Source organism: Mesorhizobium sp. B2-3-13, assembly GCF_006442195.1.
In the GTDB taxonomy this organism is placed as follows: domain Bacteria; phylum Pseudomonadota; class Alphaproteobacteria; order Rhizobiales; family Rhizobiaceae; genus Mesorhizobium; species Mesorhizobium salmacidum.
Window position 1 is genome coordinate 1 of record NZ_VFVQ01000014.1, and the last position, 13,993, is coordinate 13,993.

Consider the following 13,993-nt stretch of genomic DNA (forward strand, 5'->3'; position numbering starts at 1 on the left):
TTCCATTCCGACGCGCTGATCGCCGAACTGCAGGACGCGCTGGTCGAGACATGGGACGCGCTCGGCATTCCTTACGGGTCTGCGGGACGGCCAGCCGTCGCGAAAAGTGACCGCATTATTCCGCTTCTGGTGCCGAAGTCAGGCGGCTAAGGCCGCCACCTGTTCAAACAGTGTTCATCCAGCTAGCCAGCCGGTTTGCCGCTTCCTCGAGCTGATCGAGGCGGCGGTGGAAGCACAGCCGCAGGAACGCTTCGCCACCGGGGCCGAAGGCGGTGCCGGGCGCCAGGCCGACATTGGCCCTGTCGACGATTTCGAAAGCGGCTGCCCGCGAATCCGTGATGCCATCGACGGTGAAGAACAGGTAGAAGGCGCCCTGCGGCACGGTGAAGCGCGCCTTGCCGGTTTCGCCGAGAATGCCGCAGACCAGGTCGCGGGCTTTCCTCGCCCGCTCCACCTGTTCGGCGACGAAGGCATCGCCCTCGTCGAGCGCCGCGACCGCGCCGCGCTGCATGAACTGGGCGACACCCGAGTTCGAATACTGGATCAGGTTTTCGAACACCTGCTGCAGGCTTGGATGGGTCTTGATCCAGCCGACGCGCCAGCCGGTCATGGCCCAGTTCTTGGAAAAACTGTTGACGAACAGGATGCGGTCTTCCGCCTCCGCGATGTCGAGGAAGGATGGCGCGCGGCCATGACCATAGTGGAACAGCGAATAGATCTCGTCGGCGATGATCCACAGACCCCTGGCGCGGGCGAGATCGAGGATCGCCCGCAGGGTCTCATGGTCGGCGGTCCAGCCGGTCGGATTGGACGGCGTGTTGATGAACAGCGCCTTCGTGCGCGGCGTGACCGCCGCCGCGATCTTCTCGACGTCGCAGGACCAGCCATTTCCGGAATGGTCGAGCGTGACCGGCACCGGCACGGCACCCGCGATCGCGGCGGCGGCGTCGAAATTCGGCCAGGCGGGCGACAGGTAGATCACTTCGTCGCCAGCTCCCGCAAGCGCATCGAGCGCCAGCTGGATGGCATGCATGCCTGAGCCGGTGACGATGAATTGCTCCTCGGGGAAGGTCTTGGCGAAATGCCTGGAATAGTAGCGGGCCAGCGCTTGCCTGAGATCGGGGATGCCCCTCTGCCAGGTGTAGAACGTCTCGCCGCCGGCCAGCGCCTTCGACGCGGCATCGGTAATGAAGGCAGGCGTCGGCAGGTCGCCCTCGCCGGCCCAGAGCGGGATCAGGCCTTCGCGCAATCTGCCGTAGTTGACGACGGCGACGATACCACTTTCAGGTGCGGCCAGGGCCTCGGGGCGCAGGGTCTGGATCAGGGTCATTGGGCAGGTCCGTTGTCTCGGGCGTTCGTAAGCGCTGCTTACCAGATACGAAAACAGAAAACCCCGGCCGCGAACGACCGGGGTTTTGGTCCAGAAGAACTCTATCCGTCTACCGCCTGGCCAGCAGATCGCGGATTTCGGTCAAAAGCTGTACATCGGCCGGCGGAGGAGCTGCCGCTGCGGCGGGCTTTTCCTTTTCCAGGCGCCTGCGCATGTTGTTCACGGCCTTGACCATGAGGAAGATGATGAAGGCGAGGATGAGGAAGTTCAGCACCACGGTGATGAAGCTGCCATAGGCAAAAACGGCGCCTTGCTTTTTGGCGTCCGCCAATGAGGTGGCGTTGACGGCCGAGGAAAGCCCAAAGAAGTAATTGTTGAAGTCCAACCCGCCGAAGATGGCTCCGACGATCGGCATGATGATGTCGTTGACCAGCGAATCGACAATCTTGCCGAAGGCAGCGCCGATGATGACGCCGACGGCCAAGTCCATCACGTTGCCCTTGGAAATGAATTCCTGGAATTCTTTCAGCATTCGACCCTCCTTGTCATGGCGGGTCGCGCAGCCGTCCCATCCCCGCGGCACCGACCCGACGACACCATAACAAAAACCTTGGGTTGCACCATCGGCTAAAAAAGAAAACAACCGCTTTCTCCTTACCTTGGGGCAGCCGCCGGAAATCATCGCCCGCATGCGCCGAAAGCCGCGATGGACTTGGCGCCCAAGCTGTGATTGCGTCTGACCCGGCCAGGTGAAAATCGGCACAGGGAGGATCTTGCCGGCGTGCAGGGCTTGTTCATCGTCATCATCGCGATCGCCTATGTGACGCTGCTGTTCGCCATCGCCAGCCTGGGCGACCGCCGCTCGGCCTTGTCAGGCCCCGGTCGGGCGCGGCCCTTCATCTATGCGCTCAGCCTTGCCATTTACTGCACGTCCTGGACCTTCTTCGGCTCTGTCGGCCTTTCCTCCGAACGCGGCCTCGAATTCCTCGGCATCTATACCGGCCCGGTGCTGGTGTTCGTGTTCGGCTTTCCCTTGCTCAACCGCATCGTGCGGCTGGCCAAGACCGAGAAGATCACCTCGGTCGCCGACTTTCTCGGCGCGCGTTACGGCAAGAGTTTCACCGTGGCCGCGATCGCCACGCTGATCGCCACGATCGGCGCCGTGCCCTATATCGCGCTGCAATTGAAGGCGATCTCCGGCTCGGTCAGCCTGATGGTCGAGCACTATACGGGCTCGCCGCCCTCGTTCGATCCCTTCGTCAGCGACATCTCGCTGGTCGTCGCCATGCTGCTTGCCCTGTTCGCGGTCCTGTTCGGCACACGCCATGCCGACGCCACCGAACACCAGGACGGGCTGGTGCTGGCGGTGGCGGTCGAGACCGTGGTCAAGCTTGCCGCCTTCCTGGCCATCGGCCTGATGGTCATCTTCCTGATCTTCGGCGGCCCCGGCGACATGTTCGACCGGCTGGCCGAGAATGGCCAGGTACGGCAGGCAATGGGCTATTCGACGTCGCTCGCCACCTGGCTGGTGCTGACATGTCTGAGCGGTTTCGCCATCATCCTCCTGCCGCGGCAGTTCTACGTCACCATCGTCGAGAACCGCAGCGAGGCCGAACTGCGCACCGCGACATGGGTGTTCCCGCTCTACCTGGTGGCGATCAACCTGTTCGTGCTGCCGATCGCCTTTGCCGGCCTGACGCTGGTCGGCACAAGGACGAGCAGCGACCTCTATGTGCTGTCGCTGCCGCTGTTCAGCGGCCATGATTTCCTGGCCATGGCCGCCTTCATCGGCGGCCTGTCGGCGGCAACCGCCATGGTCATCGTCGAGAGCGTGGCGCTGTCGATCATGATCTCCAACGACCTGATCATCCCGCTGTTCGTGCGCCGGCTGTTGCGCACGACCACCTCCGAGAACGAGGATTGGTCGACGCTTATCCTCAATGTGCGGCGTGGAGCGATCTTCATCCTTCTGTTCATCGCCTTTCTCTACTATCGCGAGAGCACCAACAGCGCCCGGCTGTCGTCGATCGGCCTGATGTCCTTCGCGGCGATCGGGCAATTCGCGCCGGCCCTGATCGGCGGATTGATCTGGCGCGGCGCCAACGGCCGGGGCGCGGCACTCGGCATGGTCGCCGGCATCCTGGTCTGGGGCTACACGCTGCTGGTGCCGTCGCTCGTCGCGCAAGATGCCGGCATCATCGTGCATGGACTGTTCGGCTTCGAGGCGTTGCGGCCGCAGGCACTGTTCGGCACCGTCGCCGAACCGCTGAACCACGGCGTGCTGTGGAGCCTGTCGGTCAACGCGCTGTTCTTCGTCTTCGGGTCGCTGTCGCGCGCGTCGGTGCCACTGGAGCGCATCCAGGCATCGATCTTCGTGCCGCGCGAAGCCGGCCCGATGCCGAGCCTGCGCCGCTTCCGCACCGCCATCACCGTCAACGACCTCAAGGATACGATCGCACGTTATCTCGGTGTCGAACGCACCGAGCGGTCCTTTCAATCCTTCGAGAAGAGCAACGGCACCTCGCTGCACGGCAACGAGCAGGCCAGCATGGACGTCATCCGCTTTTCCGAGCAGCTGTTGGCAAGCGCCGTCGGCTCTTCCTCGGCGCGTCTGATCCTGTCGCTGCTGTTTCGCCGCCACGACCGAGAATCCCGCGACGCCTTCCGCCTGCTCGACGACGCCACGGAAGCGCTGCAGCACAACCGCGACCTGCTGCAGATCGCGCTCGACCAGATGGAACAAGGCATCACCGTTTTCGACCGCGATTTCCGGCTGATCTGCTGGAACCGCCAGTACCGGGCGCTGTTCGACCTGCCCGACGAGATGGGCCAGGTCGGCGTTTCGCTCGACCAGATCCTTCGCCATCTGACCGAGCGCGGCGACATTCCCGCCGACCAGCGCGTGACGATGCTCAACCGGCTGACCAGCTTCGTCAGCCCGTGGCAGATGGAGTTGAAGACCAGCGGCCGCATCGTGGAACTGCGCTCCAACCCGATGCCCGACGGCGGCATCGTCGCCACCTATGCCGACATCTCGGGGCGCGTCGAGCAGGACCTGGCGTTGAAGCGCGCCAATGAATCGCTGGAGCAGCGCGTCAAGACCCGCACCGTCGAACTGACCAGGGTCAACGAGGAATTGACCCGGGTCAACGAGGAACTGGCACAGGCACAGATGCTCGCCGAGGAGGCCAATCTCGGCAAGACACGCTTCCTTGCCGCCGCCGGTCACGACATCCTGCAACCTTTGAATGCCGCCCGGCTCTATTGTTCTTCGCTGATCGAGAAGGCCGGCAAGGGTCCAGCAGGCAAGGCGGCCATCAACATCGAATCCTCGCTGGAATCGGTCGAGACCATTCTCGGCGCCGTGCTTGACATCTCGCGCCTCGATGCCGGCGCCATGAAACCTGACGACACCGCCTTCAACCTGGATGGCCTGCTGCGCCAGATCGGTAATGATTTTCGGCCACTGGCCGCGGAGAAAAAGCTTGGCCTGACGATCATGCCGTCGTCGCTGACGGTGATGACGGACCGTAACCTGTTGCGCCGCCTGATCCAGAATCTTGTCTCCAACGCCATCAAATACACCCGCCAGGGCCGCATCCTTGTCGGTGTGCGGCGCCGTGGCGATCTGGCCGAGATCCAGGTGATCGATACCGGTATCGGCATCGCAGGTGACAAACTCAACACTGTTTTCCACGAGTTCACCCGGCTGGACGAAGGCGCACGCGAAGCCGAAGGTCTTGGTCTCGGCCTCTCAATCGTCGACCGCATCGCCAGGGTGTTGCGGCTCGAGATCCGCATCTTCTCCAACCCTGGCAAGGGCACGCGCTTTTCCGTCATCCTGCCGGTGGCGGCCGCGCAGGAGCCGCGACGCGAGGTCGAGACCAGGGCGCCGGCCCGCGCGGCGGCTTCGCTGTCCGGGCTGTATGTGCTGTGCATCGACAATGACATCCGTATCCTCGAAGGCATGCGGCTGCTGCTCGAAGGCTGGGGCTGCAACGTCGCCACGGTGACCGGCTCGGGGGATCTCGACAGGGTCGCGGTCCAACGTCCGGACATCGTGCTTGCCGACTACCATCTCGACCGCGAAACCGGTCTCGACATTATCATCCGGCTGCGGGCGACGCATGGTGACGACCTGCCGGCCGTGCTGGTCACGGCCGACCGCTCCAACGAGGTGCGAGCAGCCGCGGCAGGCCTCGATATCCCGATGATCAACAAGCCGTTGAAGCCGGCGGTCCTGCGTTCGATGATGGCCAGGTTCAGGCCGATGGTACGGGCGGCGGAGTGACGTCTAAGCGCCTGGATCAGGCCTGGTGCCCCAGGCATTTGAGATAGGCGCAGACCATGTCGGCGAGGGCGTCGGAATAGGCTTCGATTTCCGCCGACGTTCGCGGCTTTTCCGAAAACTCCGCCCCCACCGAGCTCAGCGTCGTTCGGATCAGGTCGCCGGCCATGACGCATACGGCATCGGGCGCATCGGGCAGCGTCTCGCGGATGAACGACTGGACCGCGCGATTGGCCACGGCCCTCGATTCGTCGGCCTCAGGCGCGTCCCGGTAGAGCGGAGCGGCATCGTTCAGGGCCCCGCGCACCGCTGCCTCCTCGCATTCCGAACGGATGAAGGCGTGCACCAGGGTGCGCGTCCGCTCAAGCGGCGGACTTTCGGCGTTCTCCAGGATGCCGCACAAGAGCTCCGTCGTCTGCCGCCATTCATCGCTCTGTAGCCGGAACAGCAGAGCCGTCTTGTTGGGGAAGTACTGGTAGAGCGAGCCGACGCTGACGCCGGCCTTTTCGGCCACGCGCGTGGTGGTGAAACGCCGTGCGCCTTCACTCGCCAGAACCTGAACAGCAGCCTCTAAAATCGCCGCGACGAGTTCCGTGGCGCGCGCCTGCTTAGGCTGTTTTCGGGTGGAAACTGAAGGGGTTGGGCGTTGGATCATGGCGGCACCCGGGAATGCGAATTGGAAACCTGAAGGATTATTCGTATTTTCGAGACAACACAACGACGCATGCATTTCCGACTGGAGAACTGCCATGACCACGCTCACCGGAACCCCGCTGGCTCCCCTGCTCGCGCGCCTGTTCGAAGCCAATGCCGCGACAAGCCCGGCCATGGCGCGATATTCGCATGAAGAACGGGCCCGCCTGCTCAACAGCAAGACCGAATATCGCGAGTTCTATGGCAGCATAAAGGATCTCTGGCTCGCGGTTTCGCCGGAAACCGGCACATTGCTCTACATGCTGGCGCGCAGCACGGGCGCGCGCATCATCGTCGAATTCGGCACCTCGTTCGGCATCTCGACGCTCTACCTCGCCGCCGCGCTGCGGGACAATGGCGGCGGCCGTCTGATCACGACCGAGTTCGAGAGTTCCAAGGTGATGCGGGCCAAGGCCAATCTCAGGGAAGGCGGCCTCATCGACCTGGTCGAAATCCGCGAGGGTGACGCGCTGGAGACGCTGAGCGCCGACTTGCCCGAGACGATCGACCTGCTGCTGCTCGACGGCGCCAAGGCGCTCTATCCGGAGATTCTCGGTTTGGTCGAGAGCCGGTTGAGGCCCGGCGCTTTGGTCATTGCCGACAACGCCGATTTCGCCCCGGACTATCTCGAGCGCATGCGCTCGCCGGCGGAAGGCTACATGTCGACGCCGTTCGGCGACAAGGTGGAGTTGTCGATGCGGCTCGGCTGAACACTCCGGCATAGACGACGATCAGATCAGCTGCTGCTCCTCGAGCGGCCGTAGGCGTTAACGTCAGACAACGCGCAATCCGGCCCTTCAGGCCTCCGACGCGTAGGTGACATCATCATGACCACAATTCCCTCCTGGCGCAGGCTGCCGCGCCCGGCGACGCTTGGACTTTTTCTGTTCTTCTGCGCCGGTTTCGCCGATGGCGCGCTGGTGCCTTTCTTTCCACTCTGGGCAAGCAGCGAAGCCGGCATCCCTGTCGGCGCGATCGGCCTGCTGTTCGGCTGCTATGCCGGCGGCGAGCTGCTGGCGGCGCCGCTCATCGGCGGCATCGCCGACCGCATCGGCCGGCGGCCGGTGCTGATTGCCTCGTCGCTCGGCGTCGGGGCCGGCTTTCTGGCCCTGTTCTTCGTACACGGCGTCGTCGCCACCGCGCTCGTGCTGCTTTTGACCGGCATCTGCGAATCGGTGCTTCACCCGACAATACTGACCGCGATCGCCGATGTGACAGAGCCATCCGCGCATCCGCGCTGGTTCAGCATGGCACGGGTGAGTTCGAGCGCGGGACAGATACTCGGGCCGGCCTGTGGTGCCTTGCTTGCGCTTATGTCACTGCGCTGCGTGTTTCTCGCCGGCGGCACGATGCTTATGCTGGGCGGAATCGTGATGCTGCTGGCCCTGGAAGAGACGATCAGCGCCGGCCGCGCCGGCCGCGCCACCGGCGACGGCGATGAAGAGTACGAAGAGGAAGAAGGCTTGTCCGCGCTGCTGCCGGCGTTCCGCGACGGCCGGTTGGCGAAGCTCCTGCTCTGGGTCGTCCTGTTCGAGGTCGCCGGCAACTGGATCGAGGCGGTTATCCCGCTCTATGCGCATGACGCCGGCACGCTGACACCATCCGGCGTCGGCGCGCTGTTCGCCTACGCGGCCGCCCTGACGGTCGGCCTGCAGATGCTGGTAAGCCGTATGGTCGAGGCACGGTCCGCCTTGTGGCTGACGGTCGGTGCCGGCCTGGCAACGATACTCGCCTTCGCCCTGTTGGCCGCCTCGCCTGCAATGTTGGCGCTGATCGGCGCGGTCAGCCTGTGCTCGATCGCCCAGATGCTGGTCGGCCCGCTGGTACCGACCGCCGTCAATGCGCTGGCGCCTCAGGCACGACGGGCTTCCTACATGGCGGCGTCGTCGGTGGCGGTCGACCTCAAGGATTCGCTCGGCCCGTCCATCGGCACGGCGCTCTACGCACTGGCGCCGCGCCTGCCCTGGATCGCCGGCATTCCGCTGGTGGCAATCGCCTCGCTCGGTCTTGGCGCCGCGATCGGCCGCGCACGGCGGCCTTCAAACGAATCCAAATCGAACCCGAGCGCCAGGCCGGAAGCGGTCAATCCACCGGAGTTGCCGGTACCATGGTCGCCAAGTCCGGCAACCGAATAGTCGCGACCCGCTGCAGCCGGCACTCAGCCCGCCGACTGCAGCGGGTCGCTGCCGATCTTGGACAGCAGGATCACCGCCTGGGTGCGGCTGTCGACGCCGAGTTTTTGCAATATGGCGGAGACATGCGCCTTGATCGTCGCCTCGGAAACGCCGAGCTCATAAGCGATCTGCTTGTTGAGCAGGCCTTCAGCCAGCATGCCGAGCACGCGGGTCTGCTGCGGGGTCAACGCCTGCAGCCGTTTGATCAGGTCCGATATTTCGGGATCGCGTTCGACACCGAGATCGACGCCGACGGGTGCCGCGATATCGCCGGCAAGCACCGACTGCACGGCGCCGCGGATTTCCTCCATGCTGGCCGACTTGGAGATGAAACCGGAGGCGCCGAGATCGAGAGCGCGCCGGATGGTCGCTGGATCATCATGCGCCGACACCACGACCAGCGGCACCGCCGGATGGATGCCGCGCAGGGAGATCAGGCCGGAGAGGCCGCTGGCGCCAGGCATCGACAGGTCCAGCAGCACGAGATCGACATCTTCATTGGCAACGACCAGCGCCTTGGCGCTTTCGAAATCGCCCGCCTCATGAATGGCGGTGACATTGCCGATGCCGGCAAGCGCCTCGCGCAGGGCGCCGCGAAACAGCGGGTGGTCGTCGGCGATGACGAAAGTATAGCCTGACGGCAAGATGTCCCTCCCCGAATCCCCGATTTACTGCTTTTTGCGGGATCAGTCGGACGATTATGAGGGGCCGCGCGCTGTTTTCAAGCGGCAAAGCCAGCGCGCCGCGTATTCCCTCGTCACTAGCGCTCAGGTCTTCTGCGAGTTGAGCTGGGCGCCGCCGCCGCTGTCCTTGTCCATATCCTTGACGATGCCCATGAAGCTCTTCAGGAAGCGCTCCATATAGCTCATCGTCGTGTTGAAATCCTCCTCGCTCGGCAGTTTCGATTCGAGGCGGGCGGAGAGCGAATTCTCCAGCTTGGTGACACGCTCGTCCATCGCCTTCATCGAGGTCTGCAGGCGATCGACCTCATCCTGGTAAGCGGCGCGTTCATCGGCCGCCATCTTGCAGACGAGCTGGCCCGAATGCTCCTCGCAGATCGACATCGCGCCGGTCTGCGTATCCATGCGGACATAGCCGTTATCAGACTTTTCCAGCCGGTAGCGGTCGGCTTCTTCCGAATAAGCTGAGGCCGCGACCAGTGAGACGAGCGCGGCGGGGATCAAGATGTGCTGCAGACGCATGTTGTCCTCCATGGCCAAGCCTGAAATATCGCATGTTTGCGCCGGAAATGGGGAAGACCCTTGGCGTGGCCTTCCCCGCGCGACTGGTTCGGACTATAGCGCAACCATGTCACAGATTATCTACAAGATAACTCCGCAAGCGCTTTGGCGCGAGGCCGAAGCCAATGGCCGCTTCACCGGAGCGCCAATCGACGTCGCCGACGGCTTCATCCATTTTTCGACGGCAGCGCAGGTTGCGGAAACCGCGGCAAAGCATTTTTCCGGCCAGACCGACCTTCTGCTGGTCGCCATCGACGGGATCGGCCTGGGCGATGCGCTGAAATACGAAGTCTCGCGCGGCGGCGCGCTGTTTCCGCATCTCTACGGCGTGCTCGACCTGAAAGCCGTGCTGTGGATCAAGCCGCTGCCGCTCGGTGCCGACGGTACTCACCAATTCCCACCCCTGGAGGGCCAATGAGCGTGCTCGACCGGATCGGCCAGAAGCTGCTGTTCAGCTTTGATCCGGAAACCGCGCACGGCCTGTCGATCGCGGCGCTGCGCTGCGGCCTGCCGGTTGGCGCGCGGACGGTACGCGATACAAAGCTGAAGGTCAGCCTTTGCGGTCTCGATTTCCCGAACCCACTTGGCATGGCGGCTGGCTACGACAAGAACGCCGAAGTACCCGATGCGCTGCTTGGCCTCGGTTTCGGCTTCGCCGAGGTCGGTACCATCACGCCCCTGCCGCAATCCGGCAACCCGAAGCCACGCATCTTCCGGCTGATATCGGATGAAGCCGTCATCAACCGGCTGGGCTTCAACAATGAAGGCCACGCGACGGCCGAAAAACGCCTTGCCGCGCGCAAGGAGCGCGGCGGCATCGTCGGCGTCAACATCGGCGCGAACAAGGACAGCGCCGACCGCGCCGGCGACTATGAACGCGGCGTCGCCCGCTTCGCGCCCCACGCCAGCTATCTCACCGTCAACATTTCCTCACCCAACACGCCTGGCCTGCGCACCATGCAGGCGCGCGAACAGCTCGGCGAGCTCCTGTGGCGCGTCATGGCCGCGCGTGCCGCGGCAATCGCGCAGCCGCCGATCTTTCTCAAGATCGCCCCAGACCTGGTCGAGGCCGAGTTGGAGGATATCGCCGCCGAAGTCATGGAAAAGTGGATCGACGGCGTCATCGTCTCCAACACCACCATTTCCCGCCCGGCGCTGCGTAGCGGCGACGCTGCGCGGGAGACAGGCGGGCTTTCGGGAAAACCACTGTTCGAGCGCTCGACCATCGTGCTGGCCAAGATGCGCAAGCTGCTCGGGCCCGAAATGGCCATCATCGGTGTCGGCGGTGTCGATTCAGCGGAGACGGCGCTGGAAAAGGTCCGCGCCGGCGCGGATCTGGTGCAGCTCTACACCGCCATGATCTATGCCGGGCCGGCGCTGCCGGGCCGGATCGTCGCGGGGATGGCCCGCTTTGCCGAGACAGAGAAACTCGGCTCGATGCGCGAGCTGCGCGACAGCCATCTCGACCGATGGGCGTCGAAGCCGCTCAGCTGAATGCGGTTTGCATCCGCAGCCGCAAGATCGTCAGCAGGCTCAATCCCCGCACCAGCAAGAAGACGTGCAAGGCCGCCCACAGGCCGTGATTGCCGAAGGCGGGCGCCAGCGTGATCAGCGCGGCGGCAAAGACGAGGAATGACAGGAGCATCATGTTGCGCATGTCGCGCGACCATGTCGCGCCGATGAAGACCCCGTCCATCTGGAAGGCAAGGACGCCGCTCAGCGCGGTGAACGCCGCCCAGGGCAGGTAGGTATCGGCTACGGCGCGGACATCCTGCGACGTCGTCACGACGGCGACCAGGTTGGTGCCGGCCACGAGCAGCACCAGCGTCGCGGCACCGGCCAGACCAAGGCCCCAGAGCAGGGTCAGCCGCACCGCCTGCCTGAAGGGCTGCTCGGCACGCGCGCCGACGGCGCGGCCGGCGAGTTGCTCGGCAGCGGTGGCGAAACCGTCGAGGAAATAGCCGGCGACGAGGAAGAAATTCATCAGCACCGCATTGGCGGCGAGCGTCACCGTTCCGAACTGCGCGCCTTGGCGGGTGAACAGCGCGAAGGCGGCGAGCAGCGAGAACGAACGGATCATGATGTCGCGGTTGAGCGACAGCATGCGCAGGAAGGCGCTCATGTCGAGCAGGCGGTGGCGAGGCAAGGGCGGGCTGGATCGGAACCGGCGCACCACGATCGCGAGACCAAGCAGCATGGCGAGGAATTCGCCTGTGACGGTTGCCCAGGCAACGCCGGAAACGCCCCAGCCAAGTTCAAGGCCGAGCAGGAAGCAGAGCGCGATGTTGATGCCATTGAGCACCAGTTGCAGGACAAGCCCGAGCCCGCCCTCGCCGCGCCCCAGCACGTAACCGAGGACGGCGTAGTTGATCAGCGAGAACGGAGCGGCGAGCAGCCTGATCCTGATATAAACGGCCATCGCCTCGCTGACGCGTGGTCCGGCATCCATGAACCACTGGCCGCCGACGGCGATGAGCGGCGAAAGCGCCGCCAGCACGACGCCGGCAACGACCGCGATCAGCACGGCGCGCCAGAACACCGCCTGTTCCTCGAGGGCGTCTCCACGCCCGAAAGCCTGGGCGACCAGGCCGGTCGTGCCCGAACGCAGAAAATTGAAGGTGGTGAAAACGACGTCGAAAGCCAGTGCGCCGGCCGCCAGGCCGCCAAGCAAGGCGGCATCGCCGAACTGGCCGACAACGGCCGTATCGACCAGGCCGAGCAGCGGCGTCGTCAGATAGGCGAGCGTCATCGGCACGGCGATGGCAAGCACCGAGCGGTTGGTGACGGAAAAGGCTCTGGCGTCGGTTAGGATTGCACCCTTGTCCAAGGATCCTGCCTTGCTGATTGCGGCTTGATCGGAGAGCCGATGTGCCGCATTTTCCGTCCACCGCGCAATCATTCTTCCTGCGACGGCCAACCGAAATCCCGGTCTGGCGCGAAGCCGGCGGACCACTCTCATGCCCCTGCAGATCGTCCATCACCCCGACTACGACGCCGGCTTCGCGACCAACCATCGCTTTCCGATGAGCAAGTATCCGCTGCTGATGGAGGCCTTGCGCGCACGCGGCCTGGCCGGACCCGGCGCGCTCAACACAGCCGAACCCGCGCCGGCGCCGTGGCTGAAGCTTGCCCATGCGGCCACCTATGTCGACCAGGTCGTCTCCTGCTCCGTGCCGGAAAAAATCGAACGCGAGATCGGCTTTCCGGTCGGCCCCCGCGTCTCGCTGCGCGCGCAGCTTGCCACCGGCGGCACGGTGCTGGCAGCCCGGCTTGCCTTGCGTCACGGCATTGCCTGCAACACCGCCGGCGGCAGCCATCATGCGCGACGCGCGCAAGGCGCCGGCTTCTGCACCTTCAACGACGTCGCCGTCGCCTCACTGGTTCTGCTGGAAGAGGGTGCGGTGCAGAAGGTCCTGGTCGTCGATCTCGACGTGCATCAGGGCGACGGCACGGCGGATATTCTAGGCGATGAGCCACGCGTGTTCACCTTCTCCATGCATGGCGAGCGCAACTACCCCACACGCAAGATCGCCTCGGACCTCGACGTCGCACTGCCCGACGGCACGGGCGACGCCGCTTATGTCGAAAGGCTTGATACCATCCTGCCGGAGCTCTCCACCCGCGCCCATTGGGACATCGTCTTCTACAATGCAGGCGTCGACGTCCATGCCGGGGACCGGCTCGGCAGGCTGGCGCTTTCCGACAATGGGCTGCGCGCCCGCGACGAGATGGTCATCGGCCATTTTCGGGCGCTCGGCATTCCTGTCTGCGGTGTCATCGGCGGCGGCTACTCCACCGATGTGCCGGCACTTGCCGCGCGCCACGCCATCCTGTTCGAGGCCGCTTCGGGCTTCGCCTGAACGTCACTTCCGGTAGTTGGCGATCCTGAGCAGGATGAAGGCCGGCACGACGATCGCGGCGCCAAGCAGGATATAGCCGAGGAAGCGGTCGATGGCGTGGAAGCCGAGATTCCAGAGATCGATGAAGAATTTCCGGATGCCGTAGAACACATCCATGGGCGACCAGCCGAAGGCGTTCATGACCAGGCCGACGAGAAAGGATACCACCAGCAGCTTCAGGACAACCCTGAGCGGCGAGTCGCCGAGAAAGCGCGTCAGTGCGGACAAAGCCGTCTCCCGATTGAGATGCCCGGACTCATGGGCACGGCCCAGAGATACGTGCTTGGCGGCCATCCATCAAGCCAGCACGGTCTGTACGGGGAAACTGATAAGCCGCAGCCAGATATCGAGCGCCATCGAAAGCCCGC

At 64.4% G+C, this 13,993-nt stretch carries 13 protein-coding genes and 1 pseudogene; 7 read left to right on the plus strand and 7 right to left on the minus strand.

Annotation, left to right across the window (positions count from 1 at the left end):
* Positions 1-150: pseudogene (locus FJ941_RS29460) on the plus strand (5-aminolevulinate synthase); the annotation flags it as partial.
* A 13-nt stretch (positions 151-163) separates the two neighbouring features.
* On the opposite strand, the gene FJ941_RS17605 reads toward FJ941_RS29460, so the two are convergent.
* Positions 164-1,330 carry a pyridoxal phosphate-dependent aminotransferase gene (locus FJ941_RS17605; protein ID WP_140507515.1) on the minus strand — a complete coding sequence of 389 codons (1,167 nt, stop codon included), beginning with the start codon at positions 1,328-1,330 and terminating at the stop codon, positions 164-166.
* Positions 1,331-1,439: 109 nt separating this feature from the next.
* The gene (gene mscL / locus FJ941_RS17610) at positions 1,440-1,862 is read right to left on the minus strand and encodes a large conductance mechanosensitive channel protein MscL (RefSeq protein WP_027145683.1); all 423 of its coding nucleotides are present in this window, start codon (positions 1,860-1,862) and stop codon (positions 1,440-1,442) included.
* A 249-nt stretch (positions 1,863-2,111) separates the two neighbouring features.
* Here mscL and FJ941_RS17615 point away from each other — a divergent pair, with 249 nt between their 5' ends.
* Entirely contained in the window at positions 2,112-5,621 is a 3,510-nt protein-coding gene (locus FJ941_RS17615; RefSeq protein WP_140507516.1) for a PAS domain-containing hybrid sensor histidine kinase/response regulator, read from the plus strand.
* Between the two features lie 16 nt (positions 5,622-5,637).
* On the opposite strand, the gene FJ941_RS17620 is transcribed toward FJ941_RS17615, so the two are convergent.
* Positions 5,638-6,273 carry a TetR family transcriptional regulator gene (locus FJ941_RS17620; protein WP_140507734.1) on the minus strand — a complete coding sequence of 212 codons (636 nt, stop codon included), beginning with the start codon at positions 6,271-6,273 and terminating at the stop codon, positions 5,638-5,640.
* Positions 6,274-6,367: 94 nt separating this feature from the next.
* Here FJ941_RS17620 and FJ941_RS17625 point away from each other — a divergent pair, with 94 nt between their 5' ends.
* On the plus strand, positions 6,368-7,021 hold the full coding sequence (locus FJ941_RS17625) for an O-methyltransferase (RefSeq protein WP_140507518.1): 654 nt from the start codon (positions 6,368-6,370) through the stop codon (positions 7,019-7,021).
* Between the two features lie 117 nt (positions 7,022-7,138).
* Complete coding sequence (locus FJ941_RS17630; protein WP_246673866.1) at positions 7,139-8,446, plus strand: MFS transporter; 1,308 nt, start codon at positions 7,139-7,141, stop codon at positions 8,444-8,446.
* A gap of 23 nt (positions 8,447-8,469) precedes the next feature.
* Here the strand turns inward: FJ941_RS17630 and FJ941_RS17635 are convergent, their stop codons facing one another.
* Positions 8,470-9,129: a response regulator transcription factor gene (locus tag FJ941_RS17635; RefSeq protein WP_140507520.1), complete on the minus strand. Its 660-nt coding sequence runs from the start codon at positions 9,127-9,129 to the stop codon at positions 8,470-8,472.
* Positions 9,130-9,252: 123 nt separating this feature from the next.
* Positions 9,253-9,687: a hypothetical protein gene (locus FJ941_RS17640; protein ID WP_140507521.1), complete on the minus strand. Its 435-nt coding sequence runs from the start codon at positions 9,685-9,687 to the stop codon at positions 9,253-9,255.
* A 106-nt stretch (positions 9,688-9,793) separates the two neighbouring features.
* On the opposite strand from FJ941_RS17640, the gene FJ941_RS17645 reads away from it, so the two are divergent.
* Complete coding sequence (locus FJ941_RS17645) at positions 9,794-10,144, plus strand: DUF952 domain-containing protein (RefSeq protein ID WP_140507523.1); 351 nt, start codon at positions 9,794-9,796, stop codon at positions 10,142-10,144.
* Entirely contained in the window at positions 10,141-11,220 is a 1,080-nt protein-coding gene (locus tag FJ941_RS17650; RefSeq protein WP_140507525.1) for a quinone-dependent dihydroorotate dehydrogenase, read from the plus strand. The genes FJ941_RS17645 and FJ941_RS17650 overlap by 4 nt, the downstream gene beginning before the upstream one ends.
* Here FJ941_RS17650 and FJ941_RS17655 read toward each other — a convergent pair.
* On the minus strand, positions 11,213-12,553 hold the full coding sequence (locus FJ941_RS17655) for an MATE family efflux transporter (RefSeq protein ID WP_140507526.1): 1,341 nt from the start codon (positions 12,551-12,553) through the stop codon (positions 11,213-11,215). The two genes, FJ941_RS17650 and FJ941_RS17655, sit on opposite strands and share 8 nt — an antisense overlap.
* A gap of 130 nt (positions 12,554-12,683) precedes the next feature.
* On the opposite strand from FJ941_RS17655, the gene FJ941_RS17660 reads away from it, so the two are divergent.
* Positions 12,684-13,586 (plus strand): histone deacetylase, encoded by a 903-nt coding sequence (locus FJ941_RS17660; protein WP_140507528.1) that lies wholly within the window; start codon positions 12,684-12,686, stop codon positions 13,584-13,586.
* 3 nt (positions 13,587-13,589) lie between these two features.
* On the opposite strand, the gene FJ941_RS17665 is transcribed toward FJ941_RS17660, so the two are convergent.
* Positions 13,590-13,853, minus strand: coding sequence for a DUF6460 domain-containing protein (locus FJ941_RS17665; protein WP_027145674.1), 264 nt, complete (start codon positions 13,851-13,853; stop codon positions 13,590-13,592).
* Positions 13,854-13,993 lie beyond the last annotated feature (140 nt).